An 18,233-nucleotide genomic window follows, 5' to 3' on the forward strand; every position below is an offset into this window, starting at 1 on the left:
TTTCTATTGTTTGAATTACCAAGTGAACGAGGCGGGAACCCAAAGAAGCAATTTCTTTGGGTTCCCCATGAACCCGTTCCTACACCTTAATCTTAATATGGTCACCCTTCAGCCATTTGATCATAAACTCATTCTCTTGGCCTGGAGTGAACCCGGTTCGAACCGGTTCCCACGGTCCTCGACCACCGATGCCGCCGTCTTCCGCCTTGGTAATACGGATCAGACATTCCTTCGGCACTGTATTGACCGCATGATTGTCCACTTGATAGCCAAATTTGAACTTCCAACCGACCGCATGTTTGCCAGGCAGCGAATCTAACTGCTGCATGGGCATTAACCAGTCACGGGTAAAGGACTGTTGCGCCCCATACCGGAAGTTCGATTGATAGCCGGTATCCAGTGCAATCGCCCGTCCGTCCGGTCGGGTTTCATGCCCTTTCACCGACTTCGCCGTGGATACATACGGCGCATGCTTGGCCATCGTGACATGGTAGGGATAGGCCGGGTTGTACTTCGCCCGGATCATCAACCGTGCCACCTTGTAATAGGGGTCGCTGGGCTTCCAGCCACGATACGGCCGGTCCACCGGGTTTCCATCGACGAAGACATAATCCCCGTCATTGATCCCACGATCTTTGGCCGCTTGCGGGTTGATATGAATTTGATGTTCACCCACACCTGGCGTCCGCTTATCCATCCGATAGGCATCGCCAAAGTTGGACTCATACATCTGCACCCAGTCATTCACCGACCATTGGCTATGCACCCGATGTCGGGTCTTCGGCGTCACGCAATAGAACTGATACCCCTTCTCCCAGAGCGGATTGGAGTACCGTTTAATTTCCGCCCAAGGCAACTTGATGTTGCGGACGGTTTTGTCGTCATGATGTTGTGCCGTGATCGGAATCCCATAGTCATCCGGCCTGACATATGGATTGGACGACATAATCGCATTCGGCAAGTAAGGAGTGGCCTCCGTCCCTTCACGATGCGATATGAAGTTTTCCCCATACTCAATGGCTTCTGGTTCCACGCGATAATTCTCATAACGGCCCGTTCGCGTCCACTGAGGTTTGGACTCGTTGGTCTCTTCCCAGAAAGGATGGCGAGGATATGTCCGACACATCACCATCCAGCCCTTTTCCGACTTCAACATCACATCCGCGTTATAGCCATATGCTGTGGTACTTGCATCCAAAATTCGTTGCAAGTACACATCCACACGATTGTCATACACAAACTTGAAATAATCGCGGAACCGGCCATCACCCGTCATTTCGCTGAGTTTGGCCGCAACGCCCGCCACCGTATCCAAATCGTTCCGGGTGTCATACAGCGGTCTAATTCCACCCTTCCATACTTGGAACCACGGATTCGACACCGTCGCCGTATGCTCTGGATACGTAAACTCCATCCAGGTATTGACGGCAAACGATACGTCATTGTGGTTGACATCTGACGTCATCTCCACATCCTGATTGACCAACGTTTCAATGTGCGGATCAACGTTTTTCACCATGTCATAATGGTGCTTGGCGTTGTTCAACACGTTCACGTTGGCTACCCACCGGAATTTACTGGGGGTTGGCATATGCGTTTTCCCCGTAAACACCCGACGACCATACTTTGGCGTATTCACAATCAAGGCCGTATCACCGTGGTTCCAGTAGGCCACTTCTTCTCCGTAATAATACCCTTTGACATGAATTTCTTTGCCATGGGCATTCGGATCCGTCGTAATTTTGAACGGATTTTCTCCTGTGTGGGTTCCTAAACCGCCGCCGCCCCAGGGGGTGGCATTCCAAATTCCGGCCTTATAGTTACCCGCCCAAGTATGTTGGCCTGTCCCAAACTTCCCGACGTTGCCCGTCACAATCAATACCATCGCCGCGCCGCGGGCAATGATGGTTTGATGGAAGTAATGGTTCGTCCCTTCACCGTTGTGAATGGCCGCCGGTTTAATCGTCCCTGAATCCCGCGCCCAGCGTACAATCAGGTCCTTCGGACATCGATTGATTTGATGGACGGTATCTAAATCATAGTCCTGCAGATGGACTTGATACATTTGGAAGATCGGCATGACGTCCACTTCCCGGCCACTGAGTAGGGTCACACGATAGGTTCCTGTCAAGGCCGAATCAATCCCACTCTTTCTATAATGCCAACCTACCAATTCGCGATGAAGAGGCACGGCTTGGTTCTTATTAAGATCCCACACCATAAAACCGCCCAAACGCGCGATGACATCAGGCTTCATGGTTTGCACTTTGCCGGAATACGAATTGGCAAAATCCGGGAACGCATAATCCTTAATCACTTCCCGGGGATCCAGGTATTGGAGGGTATCCGTCCGAACCAAAATAGGCATGTCTGTATACGATTGACAGAAATCATAATCGTACATGTTCTCGTCAAAAATGATTTTCAATGCACCCAGGAATAAAGCTCCATCAGTCGCTGGCCGTACCGGCATCCAATAGTCAGCCCTGTAGGCTGTGGGGTTATATTCCGGAGTGATGACCACCAACCGGGCTCCCCGCTCAATACTCTCCAGCTTCCAATGCGCTTCCGGCATCTTATTTTCCACGAAGTTCTTACCCCAACTCGTGTTCAATTTCGAAAACCGCATGTCGTTCATGTCGACATCTGAAGCCTGGACACCATTCCAGAACGGATGAGCAGGGTTTTGGTCACCATGCCAGGTATAATTCGACCAGTACCGACCCCCTTGAGCCTGATCCGGCTGAACTTTTCTGATGTAGGTGTCCAATAATGCCCCGCAACCACCATTCATACGGGTAATGCCCATTTTCCCAATCAAACCCAAAATTGGCATTCCGGCTCTGAATTTAAATGCGCGTATAGCTGACCCTTTGGTCATTTCGATCATCTCCGGCGGATAGCCCTGTTCCCGTAATCTCCGAGCACCCGCTTCTCCGCTATACCGCTCTGCTATGATGATCATAGCTTTCGCCAAATAGGTAAAGGCGGTATCCCAAGAGACCCGCAACATATCATCCAAGTAGCGGGCGTTAAATTTATATTTGCTCATGATGGCTGGGGTGAATTCCGGACTTCCGTCATCCATCCATGCTTTCCATCCCCGCCGCATCAAGGGACCCTTCAGCCTGTAAGGCCCATACACCCGCCGATGCATCGTATAGCCCTTTAAGCACATCCGCGGATTATGCGCAAACGTACCACGGTTGCCATAGAGGTCTTCATAAGTTTGATGATCGTAATTTTGCTCCACGCGCATGACCACCCCGTTCCGGACAAATGCCCGGATACGACAGGCATGCGTGTCATTCGGAGAACAACACCACGTGAAGGAACTGTCATATCGATATTGATCATGATAGACACGTTCCCATGACCGGTCTGGATATTCCCCGAGAGGATTTCCAACTTCGATAACCGGCTGTAAAGCCGTTAGGGCCAAGGCCTTATCGGCCAATGCCACCGCTGCGACTGTTCCCGCTGAAACTTTCAAGAATTGCCGTCTAGAAAGAAACATTGCTTACACCTCCTAAGTGAGTGCAGGACATCAAGTCCATGATTTAATTCACAAATTTAAACTTAAAACTCGTATCACCTCCTTTTACAAAAATTAAGATTTGGGTCAATTTAATTTTTTATTTCATTACTTTTTGAATGGTTACATAGCATAAAATGAAAATTTGCAAGATTTGAACCTTTTTCATTCAGCATTAAAAAATCGTAAGTCATTGTATAATTTGTAAAATAATTAATTAAGATTCTTTACGAAAAACAAAATGATTCTAAATGGTAACAGCATTATTCATTTTCCAAAGACAAAATTTCACTTAAAGTTTAATAAAAAAAATATAAGTTATTGAAAAATATAAATAAAATTAAAATAAACCATTTGATCATTCAGCAAAGATACCAATTGGTAACAATAGATTAAACGGTAACATCACTAATTGCAGCCACTATTCAACAACAAAAACAGAAAAATGACATTTTGGCACAAGTATGAGATGGATTCCTCTCTGCCCAATTGCTCATGGTTTTGCTTGATTTTTCAGATATCCAACCTTGCGTCACCCTCAACAACCCTGAGCTCAAACAACAATTTGGTTTATGTAGAACGTTAATTCAGTTCCTTCCAAAAGCCTCAGTCCGTTCTAAAAATTTCAAAATTTCATTACCGTTCAGATAAAACACCATTTTTTTGACAATATTGACCCATAATACAAACACTGCACCTGGGGGAAATCGGTGTGCATATATTTTGACCAAAGGGGACCAACATTCCATTGAGAGGAATCCACCACTTTCGAGAAGCTTCCCACGAAGTGCTTGCTCTGTTTCATGAGGGGTAGTGGTAAAGACAAAACCCCATCGATTGCAAATTCGATGGACATGCGTATCTACGCATATTCCTGGCATTTTATAGGCTAAAGGAACCACAATATTAGCCGTTTTACGCCCAACCCCCGGCAATAATAACAGGGCATCAATGGTATCAGGAGCCTTCCCGTGAAAATCCTTGCAAATCTAGTGGCTTATGGCCTTAATTTGCCTAGCTTTTACGCGATAAAGCGCAACAGGGAAAATGGTATTTTCTATTTTTTTCACCTGCATTCTACCCATTGAAAATGGGTCAGAGGAAATTGCAAATAACCTCTTGCTAGCCTCGGCGGTCACTTGATCTCGAGTTCGCAAGCTCAAAACACAGGCAATCAGAATTTTAAAAGGGTCAAGGCCTTGTTCGGCAAGGTGACTAAGGATTGGGGTAGGAAATGGCCTTATGGCCTTCTTAACCAGGGTGAGGAAGACAAGATTGTCATCCTCATGCATATTTTCCTTTTAATGAAATTTTGAAGGAAAAATTGAGGAGAAATTGCGATGGATGTTGGGGGCAAATAATTAATACAAGCTAAAACATTCTATTCTTTGAAAGCCATTTTTGGCGACGACGTGCGGCTTCACGCTCTTTACCCTTTTTCTTAACGCTAGGTTTTTCATAAAATCTGCGCCGTTTTAATTCACGAAATAAACCCTCTGCGGCCAACTTTTTCTTAGCGACTTTCAATGCTTTTTCAACGTTGTTATTGATAACTCGTACTTCCACGTTTCCCTCAAACTAAAGATTAAATCAACATTTTACAATTTTACGCTTTGCTTCAGAGTCTGGCACTTTATCATGAGTTGTAAGCCTATGCAAGACGAAATTAATTCGTTAATTTACATTTTTGCCTTTAAAATCAAGTACTAAATATTTTATATATGATATTTTAAAATGATCACTATGAGTCTTTTAATGCGGCAATCATATCCAATACCATCTTTTTGCCATCTCCAAATAACATCAATGAGTTATCCAAGGCGAATAATGGATTGGGAATTCCAGCAAAACCAGGGCTTAAACTGCGTTTTATTACTACAACGGTTTTTGCCTTATCGACATCAATGATGGGCATTCCCGCAATTGGACTACTTGGATCAGTCCTGGCCAATGGGTTCACCACGTCGTTTGCACCAATAACTAAGACAACATCCACCTGATCAATGGTTTGGTTGATCTCATCCATATCTTTCAGCGCATCATAGGGAACATCCGCCTCAGCCATAAGGACATTCATATGGCCTGGCATTCTTCCTGCCACAGGATGGATCCCGTATTCCACGGTTGTCCCACGGCTCTCCAGAAGAGCGGCCAGGCTGGCGACCGGATGCTGAGCTTGGGATACGGCCATTCCATAGCCGGGAACAATTACTACTCGGCGCGCCGCATCAAACAGCAACGCGACTTCCTCAGGAGATGCCGACTTAACTTTTCCCCCATACACTTCATCAGCGGTTTGGCCACCCTCACCTGAGGGTCCCATCACTCCAAACAAGACATTGGTCAACGATCGGTTCATGGCTTTACACATAATATGGGTCAGAATGATCCCGGACGCACCAACCAATGAACCGGTGATGATGAGGACATTATTGGAAAGCACAAAACCTGTTGCCGCGGCAGCTAACCCCGAATAGGAGTTTAATAACGCCACCACCACAGGCATATCCGCACCACCAATAGGAAGCACCAGCAAAATTCCTAACACAGATGCCACCCCCACCAACAACCAATATAGCGAGAAGTTCTCAGGACTTAAAACCACCCCAATGCTTAGCCCAAGCACCAATAGGGCCAAGATAGAATTAATCACTTGTTGACCGGAAAACAAAATCGCATTTTCGGAAATCAGCCCCTTCAGCTTTCCAAAGGCAACCAGGCTACCCCAAAACGTCACGGCCCCGATTAATCCTGAGGCAGCTGTGGCAATCGTTAATTGAAAAATAGGTGAATCCGTTAAGGAAGAGCCTTCAATCAATGCGGCTCCAGCCACAAAGATTGAGGCCGCGCCACCAAATCCGTTCAAAAGGGCGACCATCTCTGGCATAGAGGTCATCTCTATGCGCATCGCCAACACCGCGCCAATGGCACCACCCACTACCATTCCCAAAATAATGTACTCATAACTGACAATGTGTCGATCAGTGAGGGTCACGACCACGGCCAGCAGCATTCCACAGGCACCCAGAATATTTCCGCGAACTGCTGTTCGAGGATGGGTAAGCCCCTTCAGGCCAAAAATGAACAGGACGGACGCAACGAGGTAAGAGAAATTTATAATAAAATCGTACATAGGTTTTAGGTCTTCTTTTTGAACATGGCCAACATTCGGTTCGTCACCATAAATCCACCAATCACATTAATGGACGCCAAGACCACAGAAAGAAAACCCAGAACCGTGGTAACCCACAGCTCTGTTCCTGCAGAAACAATGGCCCCCACCAAGGTGATACCTGAAATGGCGTTAGAACCTGACATCAAAGGAGTGTGAAGAGTAGGCGGAATCTTCGTGATGACCTCGAAGCCCACGAAGATCGCGAGGACAAAAACGGTAAAGGACATGAGAAACATTTCCATAACAATTCCCTCGTTCTTACGCCGATTAAGCAGGAAGTCCCAATACTTCCCGAATGAGGGGCTGAACAACTTCCCCATTGCGCGTCAACATGGTTTCTTTCGTAATTTCGTCGTTCATATCAATTTGCATTTCCCCTTTTTTCACTAAATGGAGGAGAAAGGTCGCCACATTTTTGGCATACATTTGACTGGCATGAAACGGCACGGTTGAGGACAAGTTTTCAGGACCATGAATCGTCACACCATGCATTACGATGGTATGGCCAGACTTGGTCAGCTCACAGTTTCCGCCCCGTTCTGCAGCCAAATCTACAATTACTGACCCTGGAGCCATAGCCCCAACCATATCGGCCGTAATAAGAATCGGTGCTTTTTTCCCAGGCACAGCCGCCGTGGAAATCACCACATCACTATTAGCAATTACTTTCCCTAACAACTCTCGCTGCTTCTTGTAAAAGGTTTCATCTTGGGCTTTGGCATACCCCCCTTTATCTTCCGCAGCACCTGTCTCCAAAGGCAGTTCAACAAACTTGGCACCTAAACTTAAAATTTGCTCCTTGACCGCAGGGCGAATATCATACGCCTCAACAGCAGCCCCTAACCGCTTAGCCACAGAAATGGCTTGCAATCCTGCAACTCCAGCGCCAATGATTAAGACCTTCGCAGGAGTGACCGTTCCAGCCGCTGTCATGAGCATTGGAAACATTTTTGGCAGCGAACTGGCGGCAATCAGTACCGCTTTGTAGCCAGCTACCGTACCCATGGAGGAAAGGATGTCCATACTTTGGGCACGGGTAATGCGAGGCATCAATTCTAAAGCAAAGGCCATGACCTCACGAGAAGCGAGGTCTTTAACCGATTGAGGGGCCGTCAAGGCTTCGGCCATTCCAATCAGGATCTGTCCTTTGCGAAAATCTGCTAGGTCTGCTTGACCTTCTGTAAGGTTTGCTCCCAACAACCTTACTTGAACAACGCAATCAGCCTTCTCGAACACTTGTGACCGAGATGAGGCAATGGTTGCGCCTTTTTCGACATACGCGGAGTCAGGATAACCCGCTTGTTCTCCAGCCTTGGATTCCACCATGACATCCATTCCGCCTTTTTTCAGCGAGGGGAGTACAGCTGGAACTAGAGCCACTCGGTGTTCACCAGGATACGTTTCTCGAAGGACGCCAACAATCATAAGGGCCTATCTCTTAAATATAAGGGTTGTGGGAACTTTACAATTTCATTATGTCAGCAGGGGTTTTTTAAACCCCTTGCCAAGCCCTGTGTTGATATCATAGGGATTCAAAGAGAATCAATGTGTCTTTGGAGCTATAAGGAAGTGCGACTAACGGCCCAGCGCGAAAGGCAAAACAGAGGCAACACGCCTCATGGCCCATCAAAAGAAAAATTCCAGAACCTCACCACCGCCTCTGGGACTAAAATGATTATTCATTCACTCAATCAATGACTCTTCGGTGAATAGAATGCCTGTGCGATTTCAGTCGCTAGAAATAACATGGCCCGGCTCTGGGTATAACATGCATGGCCGAATAAGTGCTGGCGAGGAGATTCCTCCGCCTGAACGCCGTATTCCACCAACAGACATTGTCCGTCATTAGCACACCGTGTCCCACGCCGAGTACATTCCAGCCACCGCTCAAAGCCGTCATAGGGTTCAAAAATTTCTCTAAAATCAACATTGGCCTGCTCAGACTCCGGATTATTCGGAACCATATCCGTGCCAGCCACAGCCAATTGCTGTACGTAATCCCCACCAGTTTGATAGGGCATTTCCCACGCAATTTGAGGTAATTCCATTTTCGCCAGCCAACGCTTGCCATCAGTTCGAATCTCACGATGATTCACGAAATGCAGCAAATGACCAATTCCATCGGTATCCCAGCCGTAGCGAACCGGAGTACCCAATGTCACGACATCGACTGTTGCGCCTCTTAACGCTGTTTGATCCATGACAAGACCATACAAGCTCTCGAGCTGTTCTACGGACCGATCGACTGAAGGGATCCCTTGCCAGTAATTAGCCAAAATCTCAAAAACGCGCCCCCTCATTTCCGATTCCCCTGGAGCTAGAATATTCGACAATAAAGCCAGGACCTGACCCGCATGTCCATGGCCAACAATAAGAAGGCGGTCATCTTTTGTTAGATCAAGCCTAGAAACCCAATTTCGAAGATACATCAAAAGATGCATGGCAGCTTCGACGCGGCCGACATGATGATTAATTGAAGACCAAAGGTATCGACGACAGGGAATTGATTGGCCGCTCCCCTGAGACAGGGCAAGTTCAAATTTCCCTACATACGACGAAGAAAAATTTCCTGCTCCCTGAGCGAGCAGGTCTACCGTCCCGTAAGTTGGTTCATCGTTCGCTACAGGAGGGTGAATTGGATCATCTGGAAGACAAATTCCGTTTGTAGTAGGACGAAGGAGAGCCAGCAACGATTCCAGACCGGATATTCCTCGGGAATACCCTCGTTTTAACCCTCCAACCTCATCCAATCTGGCCGCACCAAAGAGATCCATAAATGGCAGGCCATTGAGGAAGAGTATCCCCTTCACTTGGGATTGGGCCATCTGTTCGCCAACGCTACTCATTCCCTGGCTCCACGAAGGCGAATCCACCGTTCCAGGCTGAAAGGTTCGATAGCCTACCCGGACACGAGGGTCCGACTTCAAATAATTAGCATGTTGGAAATTATTTTCCTGGGGCATTGAAATTCTTCTGTGTGTGAGGCCCCATTCATAATGGATACCATTCACCCAGGGCAAGAGATGCTTGAAAATTTTTGGTCCGCTAATTTGAATGGGAAGAAAATCCTGGCCTGCTCAGTTGGTTGACCGCCTGAAAATCTGCATGATAAGTTCAGATTCGATCACTTGCCTTACAATTGAAGGAGAATTCTCCTTAATGATATATAGTAAAAGTTCATTCCCAATTTTATCTTTATTTTCTTGTCGTGGAGCAGGGCAGAAATTATGAGTACTATCCAAATACGTCCTCAACAACATCGTCGTGGTAAATTCCTGCCGTGTTTTATCCTAGCATGGAGTGTGGTCTGGCTTCCTCTATTCGGAGGGACAGCCTCGATGGCTGCCGCCGCACAAGCCGAACACATTATTCTGGTTGTGTTGGAGGGGATCAAATCATCATCCATCCAAGACGGCACTACTCCAAACCTGGCTCAGTTAGCCAAGGATGGAGCTGTGACCTGGTCCGCTCAATCCATTACCCCTCCCCTCACCGTGCCGGCGATGGCGTCTCTGCTCACCGGCCTTCAAGTCGAGAAGCATCGGGTGACTGCCGCATGGGAAACGTACGATTTTGCACGTTCATTTATGCGCTCACCTACGGTATTTGACTACATGGATCTGGCTGGAGGAAAAGACACGGGCGTCTTTCTTATGGATGAACGACTCTATCAATTAGTTCGCCCGGAAATTTACGTCGACTCCCAAGTTTGTGGCTACACCAAACCCCAATGCACGCCCGAAAGAGCGTCGGCATACATCAAAGATTTTTTAAAAAAAGTTACTAGTGAGAAAGGCTATGGCTTCCGGCTTTTTGGAGTGCCAAACCTCTTATTAGTACATCTGCCTACGGCGGTGAAGGTCGGGCAGAAATACGGATGGGATTCCGAAAAATATTCCGCTGCCTTACTATCCATTGATACCGCCGTGGAACAAATCATCCAAACGTATGAAGAACTTGGAGTCTTGGACAAAACCATGGTGATCATTACTGGCCTGAATAGCGGACCTCTGTCACCCCCTACAGGGGGAGGCAAAACAGTCTCGACCAGCCTTACGTCTCCTGAGTTAGATGCCACTATTCCCTGGATTGCCTGGGGCGCAAATATTAAAAGGAACCATCCCATCACTCAATCCGTTTCTTTATTAGATACCGGAGCGACTATCATGTATGCTCTGGGGCTTGAAACGCATACTGAATGGGACAGCCACGCGATTGGTGATATTTTTCAAGCTGTTCCAGAAAGACGGACCACTGACAATGAACCACAAACAAAACAGTAAGATCAGAATTCGAACACACGTGCCTCGTCAAATCCGACATGGGATTTTCTGCCTGTTTCTGATGGGCATTTCTCCTCTGCTAGTACACCACGGGCACGCAGCAGATCCTACTAATCCTTTGTTGCGAGAGTTTCCTATTACCGTGAATCCGAATGCACTCACTCCTCCAACCTGGTGGCATGTACCCGGCATCACTCCGTTGATTTGGACAAAAGATCCCATCAATATGGATGCCTACAAAACATCGGAATCCAGGACCTTAAACCTCAAGCCTGGAGATTATCGTTTTGGGACCTTTACGTTTGATTTTTTATTCAAGGTAACCTTATCCGGAACCTTGGAATTCTCGCCAACTCTTGATCAATGTGTAGATGGACGAGGAACACAGGTCCTGACAATTCGTTGTAGCCATACGCAACCCTATCCGCAAGAACCCGACTACCCGAAATAAGTCGGAAGGGATAAGAAGGAAGATCATGCCGAATACTGTGCAAGACTGGATTGATGCCCTCGAAGACGCCGATGATGCCACTCGCGAAGAGGCCGCCAAGGCCCTTGCTGAAAAGGGTGATCCGAAAACATTAGAACCCCTTCTGAACGCTCTTGAAGACGACTATTGGTCGGTTCGAACTTATGTCGGTTGGGCATTAGCCAAAATTGGCGGAGAAAAGGCCATTGAAGGTCTCATTACGCTTTTCAATGACAATATGATGGAAGTGCAAGCTGAAGCAGTAAAGGCCATGGCATCCATGGGAAAATGCGTCATCCCGCAATTACTGACTTGCTTGAAAGACAAGCGGTGGCGGATTCGAGAACAAGCCGCTAAAACGTTAGGTGAATTGCGTGACCCGCAGGCCGTACCAGGGCTGAACCTGGTGTGTCGCGACCGAGATGGTGCAGTCAAGAGTGCCGCAGCCGAAGCCTTAGGAAAAATTGGAGACCCAAAGGCCATTCCAACTCTGATCAAATTATTTAAAGATACATCCAAGATCGTGCGGGAGACTGCCGGAACCGCATTGATGTACATTGGGAAAGAATCCGTCGATGCTCTATTGGAGTCCCTCAAGGATCCTCATTTCGTTGTGCGCTGTCACGCGGTTCGGGCGCTAGGCGGCATGACGACCGACTATCAAATGGGGCGTGTGTGGGTTCGTGAAGCCCGTGTCGTCGATGCCCTGATCGACATGGTAAAAGACCCGGATCGAGCGGTTCGCGAAGATGCCACGATTGCTCTGGGCAATATAGGCGATGCCCGTGCAGTAGATACCCTCATGGAAGCCATGAAAGACGGCACAGTGAAACGCCATGCAATTGCTTCCCTCGGCATGATCGGAGATCCTCGCGCCTATCCTCCTGTCCTTGACGCGTTAAAGGGTAAGGGCATACATCAAGAGGGGAAGCCAACCCCTGGCTGCATTATTAGCGAAGACCTCCTAATTAAAGAAGCGGCTGCTACAGCCCTTGGTCATTTCCGTCATCCCAAAGTCATTCCGGATTTAGTGCTGTTACTCAAAGACCTGGTCCTTCGTGATTATGCCGCCAATTCCTTGGTGTTGATTGGAGACGCAGCGATTGAGCCACTCGTATGGTTCCTCCATGACCCGGATTTATCTAAAGTCCAACAAGAAAGCGAGCGGGTTTTGGCTTTTGCGACCACTCGAATGACCGCAGGTGGTGCCCTTAAAAAAACAGTCTTAGACACCCTTGATAAGCTCGGGTGGAAACCAACTGAAGGCCTCAGCAAAGAGACCAGAGAAATTGAATATACCGACACCACCAATGTGTTAGGTGAGGGAGGAGAAGGCCGCTTTGGCAAAAGTGGTGACTTCGCTATCCCGGCCAAACCACCAAAAATCGAAAGGTAATATACACCAATTCTCCTGCTGGGGAGTGGCGGGTACACTGGCGGAAGTTCTTTCCTCTGTTAGTCTCGCTGAAAGTGCAAAATTCCCCAGCTCAGGTGGCCACTCTTCCCAGCCTGAACCCAATGCTGAAGTCCCACCTTCATAGAAGCCAGATATTCTTCCGTACAAACCTGAATAAGCGCATGGTGTTGTTTCGTTAATTCCTGAAGTACTCGTCCATAATGCGCGGCAAGATTTTCAGAAAGATCCTCAATCCCAATTTCTTGAAACCCTAATTTAGCGGCCAGCTGCCGATAATATTCAAACGACCCCAGCGAATTCAAATGGATACGATCTAAAATCGGTTGCAGCACATCCGGGGGACAAGTCGCACTCTTCATCGGATCGGTAAAAATAAATTGTCCTCCCGTGGCCAACACCCGATGAACCTCTTGAAACACCTTTTCCCGATTTCCGCTATGTAATATGGCATCCTGCGACCACACCACATCAACGCTCCCATCCGGCATGGGAATCGACTCGAAATTCCCGTCAATGACATTAATCGCTAAACTAATATTCTCTTTCTGATTCAGTGCCCGATTCCGTTTATTTTGGACTTCACTCAAATTCAGGCATCCAACCTGGCATCCGTATTGTCTCACGAGATGACGCGCTGAGCCTCCGTAACCTGACCCAATATCCAGCACACGTTTCGTGGCATCAAGGTCCTTGACAGAATCCGCCATTTTCTCCACGGTTCGTCGGCTGGCATCGAAAATCGAATCCTTGTCGGATGCATACAATCCAATGTGGATATCTTCTCCACCCCAGATCGTGGCATAAAACCGGTCGGCATCCGAACTGTTGTAATAGTCTCGAGCCGTATCCACCGTGGTGGAATAATTCAGATTTCCAAATTTGCCCATGATCGTGGTCGGACGTTCCTCATTTTTATAGAGTTTCTCCGCCACATGAACATAAAAATCAGGGTCCTCAACTTTATGCGTTTCTTGAAAGTCCGCATAAGTTTTTACCTGCTGAAAACCAACCTCATTCATGAGCCGACGTGTATATTCCTTCCGTAGCGGATACATATTCAAATGAAAGGCTTCTCCATCGGGAAACGTATACTTGAACCTTGCGAGTCCTTCATCAACGTGCTCCGGCTCCGCACTGACATTGTCTCCGCAATAGTAATATACATGCTTCGACGTAAACCCCTCATCTAAAATGCCATCGTAATTCCTTTGATCCAGAATCAGCACTCCATCGTGCTTCAGGGCGGTGTAAAATTCAGCCAAGGCTTTTCTCCGATCCTGTTCGGAAAAGAGATGAGTCAGAGAGTTCCCCAGGCAAATCACCGCATCGTATTTATTGTGGATATCCCGGCTTAACCAGCGCCAATCAGCATGAATAGTTCGCATGATAAACCCGGCTCGTCGTGCATTTTCAAATGCCTGCGCTAACATTTCAGGACTGCCGTCCGCACTCGTAACTTCGAACCCGGCACGCAAGAGCCGAATAGAATGAAACCCCGTTCCCGTCGCGACATCTAATACGCGCTTGACGCCCCGTTCCTTCAAAATCCGGATAAAAAAGTCTCCTTCACTCGAGGCCCTGGCCTCCCAATCAATCAACGCGTCCCATTTTTGCACAAAACTATGAACATACTCCTGTTTGTATAAATCTGTTTTTCGTTGAGCTATGGGATTATCCCCATACATTTGCTTGCTACCGGGCATCGTCGCTTTCTGAATCATTAGAGAAACACCTCCTAGAGGGCTGTTGCCCTCACCACCATTTAGAATAATGGGTGTAAGTGAATACTGTCTGGCGATTTCCTCTTTCCATACAGTATTCAATTGCCAAAACCCGCAAGGACAAACCCATAGTCTGTCTCAACGGACCAGAAATAAAAAAGGCCTCCGAACATCTCCTGCGAGCGTAAGGTAGGCCCGACTGTTACGTGTGAGGCTTTCAATCTAACCGGTTAGCCTCTTCTTCGCAACCCCTTTTGACCACGTCCCCATTTTTTATCAAATCTAAAAATGGCTAATAACACAGACAGTCGTAAAACCTTCATGAAGAAAAAGAGAATTTTCCCTTACAAATTTCGATATATGTCCATTCATTGTCCACGTTTTGGGTCCATCATGATCCAAGGTTTCCTTGTTCAATAGAGCCAAATATGGTAAGGCCTACCCTTCCTCATTCAATTCCATTACTCCATGAATCCACTGAAATCAACCACCCTTGTCTTCAACATCTCCTGCGCCATGGCCTTTCTCTTTCTCCTTTGGGGCGCCATGGCCCCGAAACATTTAGCGAAAATAACCGGGACATTCCAAACAGCACTTCTTGATTCGTTTGGCTGGCTATATGTTCTGGCAGCAACAGGTTTTCTTGTTTGTGCATTCTGTCTGATCTTTTCTCGGTGGGGTGATATTCCGCTTGGTCCGGATGGAGCCAAGGCTGAATTTCCTCTCCACACCTGGTTTGCCATGCTGTTTTGTGCAGGCATGGGCATTGGGCTTGTATTCTGGGGAGTTGCCGAACCCACGTCCCATTTTCATGAACCGCCCATCGGCGAGGGAGAAACCCCGCAAGCGGCCCGCTTGGCACTGCAATATTCCTTTTTCCATTGGGGCCTTCATCCTTGGGGCATTTACACCATGGTGGGCATGGCCCTTGCCTATTTCCAATTTCGAAAAGGCACACCAGGACTGTTTAGCTCAGGTTGCCAGCCGGTTCTCGGCAGGCATGCCACTGGAGGGCTGGGAACCACCGTGGATGTCATCGCCGTCTTTGCCACGGTCTTCGGTGTGGCAACCTCACTGGGGTTTGGAGCGGTGCAAATCAGCGGTGGATTATCCTATGTTTTTGACATGCCGAATACCCTTACTACTCAATTAGCCGTTATCGCCATTGTGACCGTGCTTTTCATGCTCTCCGCTCAAACCGGACTCCAACGAGGCATCAAATACCTTAGTAATGTAAATATGATATTGGCGCTGTCTCTCCTGTTTTTCCTGCTATTTCTCGGGCCGACACACTTCATTATGACGGTGTTTCCCTCGACATTCGGAAACTACATCCAAAACCTTCCGACAATGAGCCTGAATCTGGCACCATTCCGAGATTCGACCTGGATTCACAACTGGACATTATTTTATTGGGCATGGTGGATCGCCTGGGCGCCATTTGTGGGCACCTTCATCGCGAGGATTTCAAAAGGGCGGACTGTGCGTCAATTCGTGTTGGGCGTATTGCTGGTTCCGTCACTCTTTTGTGCATTTTGGTTCACGGTTTTTGGCGGAACCGGTATTGCATTAGAACTGTTCCACGACACGCCCCTGAAAGCCATTATGGAAACGCAGGGCATCGAGGTCCTGCTATTTACGGTATTAGAGCAATATCCAATGGGCACGGTCATGTCGCTCATCGCCATTTTTTTGATTGGCACCTTTTTCATCACCTCAGCAGATTCGGCCACCTTCGTGCTAGGGTCACTCACCACCAACGGTAGCCTCAACCCACCCAACCGGATCAAATTCACCTGGGGAATTATTCAATCTCTGTCGGCGGCCATCCTCCTTTGGTCCGGCGGCCTCAAAGGCCTGCAAACCGGGGCTATCCTCGCCGCCTTTCCGTTTGTCTTTGTCATCATTATCCTCATCATCTCCCTTCTCAAATCCTTCAAGGAGGAAGCTAGGTAGGCTCGACACGCCAGGACATCATTTCTCAATGGTTGATTTGATCCAAAAAAATCGCTATTACTGCTAGTCTCTTCAACCCTATAAACATATACCTGTCACGGAATTATGAGAGAGGAATCAATGAAGTTAGATTCGCTTCCAAAAGAGTTTACACCTTACAAACAGTTAGAAATTGCCACGAACAAATTAATAGATGGTGTGGCATTAGTATCCGTAAATGGGTTTATTCCAGTTTTAATTGGAAAAGGTGAAACTCCGGAGATTTGGGTGACTATTCCTGCCGATCAACAAGGGAAAGAATGGCGCCCAATTGTGAGTAAAAACACGTCTTTGCTTGAGGTGATTACCGTCAATACCAAGGGAAAAGTAATCGGGGTCGCCATGGGCGACGACATCGTTCTGGAAGTCAAAGAAATCACAAGCGAGAGTGCGGAAATTACTCAATGTAACCTTCGGCCATTTGGGATAAATGTATTTTTAGAAGATGACTGTCTGAAAGTCATGACTAACCGGTATTCAGGTAACACCATAACCGGGGCAAAAATATTTATTGATGTTGGGAAAGGATAATCACCGCAAGGTTAATCTAGATGCCCACGAAGGACCGCACGTATTTTTATGGTCAAGGCTCAACGTGAGCCAAAATTTATTGATGGTGCTTTTGGATTGCTCCTGTGGTTAGGCGGAATCAAAGATCTGAAAGCGGCGCTATCCAGGCCCCCTTTCCCTTTTTGTCTTTGTCATCATCTTTCTCATGATCTCCCACTCCAGATCTTCCATGAAAAAACCCATAGTTTTCCAACCCTCATTTTGCACAATTTGGATTTGAAATTATTTCCATCCATGGTTTGCTGCCTTTCGCCTTGAGAACGTAGGGATTTTGCTTCCACAACAAAGGAGGTGCCCATCAGGACAAGGCAAAGCAATACTTCGCCTGTCTTGGCGAAACCCGCCAACACAAAAAATCTCGTTAGGCAGCACCTCATTAGATAGGACGAGGTGGGAACACAAATGCGATGAATTCTCCGGACAGCTCTTTTGTTCTGGCAAATCTCAAGATGGACTCCCAATCCACATGGGAACTCTGAAAGGCCAGAAACAGAAATTCTCAATAATCCAATATCTTCCCATGCTGGACTTGCACCATCTCCCCTTTAATTGACAGAATGACGCTAGAACCCATCCTTGAAGGGGCCAATGATTCCTACTTGACTCAAGTAAGCGGCTAAGTCTGAAAGGAGCAATCATGACTGAACCTGACACACCTCTCCCACATATCACCACAACCGAAACCTTGGTGAGATTTTATGTCCTCCTCTCCCAATACATCGATCGTTGCCTGGATGAGGCCACAAAACGTTCACTCCCGGAAGGAGAATTTCAAAAACATCTGGCCGAGACTCACACTCAGGTGACGGAGCTTCTTACGACCAACCGGGTGGTCAAAAACAAAGCGGAGACGGAATTTCAACGGATCACGACCCTCTGTGAACAATTTTTGAAAACCCCGAACGATCAGACCCTTAAAAGTAGTCTGCACCACGAGCATGACGTTCTGAGAATAAAAATGTTAGCGCTGAGCGACCTCCTAGCGGTGTTTCGATCGGTATAGCCTCTACCACCACCCGCCACAGACGACCTTTCTCCTGCCTCATTGACCGCCCAAAAAATCGTGTG

At 47.5% G+C, this 18,233-nt stretch carries 14 protein-coding genes and 1 pseudogene; 6 read left to right on the forward strand and 9 right to left on the reverse strand.

Features of this window, described 5'->3' with window-relative positions:
• Positions 1-79: 79 nt before the first annotated feature.
• From PP769_RS03270 to PP769_RS03295, 8 genes and pseudogenes are all read right to left on the reverse strand, one after another.
• On the reverse strand, positions 80-3,517 hold the full coding sequence (locus tag PP769_RS03270; RefSeq protein ID WP_312645161.1) for a molybdopterin-dependent oxidoreductase: 3,438 nt from the start codon (positions 3,515-3,517) through the stop codon (positions 80-82).
• 654 nt (positions 3,518-4,171) lie between these two features.
• A complete protein-coding gene (locus PP769_RS19700) occupies positions 4,172-4,279 on the reverse strand; it encodes an iron-sulfur binding domain-containing protein (protein ID WP_376753415.1) in 108 nt (35 codons plus the stop codon).
• A gap of 98 nt (positions 4,280-4,377) precedes the next feature.
• Positions 4,378-4,827, reverse strand: a pseudogene (locus tag PP769_RS19705) (endonuclease III domain-containing protein); the annotation flags it as partial.
• Between the two features lie 79 nt (positions 4,828-4,906).
• A complete protein-coding gene (gene rpsU, locus PP769_RS03275; protein WP_312645163.1) occupies positions 4,907-5,101 on the reverse strand; it encodes a 30S ribosomal protein S21 in 195 nt (64 codons plus the stop codon).
• A 175-nt stretch (positions 5,102-5,276) separates the two neighbouring features.
• Entirely contained in the window at positions 5,277-6,668 is a 1,392-nt protein-coding gene (locus tag PP769_RS03280; protein ID WP_312645165.1) for an NAD(P)(+) transhydrogenase (Re/Si-specific) subunit beta, read from the reverse strand.
• Positions 6,669-6,673: 5 nt separating this feature from the next.
• Complete coding sequence (locus PP769_RS03285) at positions 6,674-6,952, reverse strand: proton-translocating transhydrogenase family protein (protein WP_312645167.1); 279 nt, start codon at positions 6,950-6,952, stop codon at positions 6,674-6,676.
• Between the two features lie 25 nt (positions 6,953-6,977).
• Positions 6,978-8,135 carry an NAD(P) transhydrogenase subunit alpha gene (locus tag PP769_RS03290; protein WP_312645169.1) on the reverse strand — a complete coding sequence of 386 codons (1,158 nt, stop codon included), beginning with the start codon at positions 8,133-8,135 and terminating at the stop codon, positions 6,978-6,980.
• A 266-nt stretch (positions 8,136-8,401) separates the two neighbouring features.
• Positions 8,402-9,673, reverse strand: coding sequence for a hypothetical protein (locus PP769_RS03295; RefSeq protein WP_312645171.1), 1,272 nt, complete (start codon positions 9,671-9,673; stop codon positions 8,402-8,404).
• A 264-nt stretch (positions 9,674-9,937) separates the two neighbouring features.
• Between PP769_RS03295 and PP769_RS03300 the strand changes: the two genes are divergently transcribed.
• From PP769_RS03300 to PP769_RS03310, 3 genes are read left to right on the forward strand one after another with little or no spacing between them, the layout of a single operon-like run.
• Complete coding sequence (locus PP769_RS03300; protein WP_312645173.1) at positions 9,938-10,993, forward strand: alkaline phosphatase family protein; 1,056 nt, start codon at positions 9,938-9,940, stop codon at positions 10,991-10,993.
• On the forward strand, positions 10,971-11,444 hold the full coding sequence (locus PP769_RS03305; protein ID WP_312645175.1) for a hypothetical protein: 474 nt from the start codon (positions 10,971-10,973) through the stop codon (positions 11,442-11,444). The genes PP769_RS03300 and PP769_RS03305 overlap by 23 nt, the downstream gene beginning before the upstream one ends.
• Positions 11,445-11,469: 25 nt before the next feature.
• Positions 11,470-12,858, forward strand: a complete 1,389-nt coding sequence (locus PP769_RS03310) for a HEAT repeat domain-containing protein (RefSeq protein WP_312645177.1) — start codon at positions 11,470-11,472, stop codon at positions 12,856-12,858.
• A 59-nt stretch (positions 12,859-12,917) separates the two neighbouring features.
• Here PP769_RS03310 and PP769_RS03315 read toward each other — a convergent pair whose 3' ends face one another.
• Positions 12,918-14,600: a glycine/sarcosine N-methyltransferase gene (locus tag PP769_RS03315; protein WP_312645179.1), complete on the reverse strand. Its 1,683-nt coding sequence runs from the start codon at positions 14,598-14,600 to the stop codon at positions 12,918-12,920.
• Positions 14,601-15,077: 477 nt separating this feature from the next.
• Between PP769_RS03315 and PP769_RS03320 the strand changes: the two genes are divergently transcribed.
• The 3 genes from PP769_RS03320 (at position 15,078) to PP769_RS03330 (ending at position 18,168) form a co-directional block, all read left to right on the forward strand.
• Complete coding sequence (locus PP769_RS03320; RefSeq protein ID WP_376753416.1) at positions 15,078-16,556, forward strand: glycine betaine uptake BCCT transporter; 1,479 nt, start codon at positions 15,078-15,080, stop codon at positions 16,554-16,556.
• Between the two features lie 120 nt (positions 16,557-16,676).
• Positions 16,677-17,126: a hypothetical protein gene (locus PP769_RS03325; protein WP_312645183.1), complete on the forward strand. Its 450-nt coding sequence runs from the start codon at positions 16,677-16,679 to the stop codon at positions 17,124-17,126.
• A gap of 676 nt (positions 17,127-17,802) precedes the next feature.
• Entirely contained in the window at positions 17,803-18,168 is a 366-nt protein-coding gene (locus tag PP769_RS03330) for a hypothetical protein (RefSeq protein ID WP_312645185.1), read from the forward strand.
• Positions 18,169-18,233 lie beyond the last annotated feature (65 nt).

The organism is Candidatus Nitrospira allomarina (genome assembly GCF_032050975.1).
Lineage (GTDB): Bacteria > Nitrospirota > Nitrospiria > Nitrospirales > UBA8639 > Nitrospira_E > Nitrospira_E allomarina.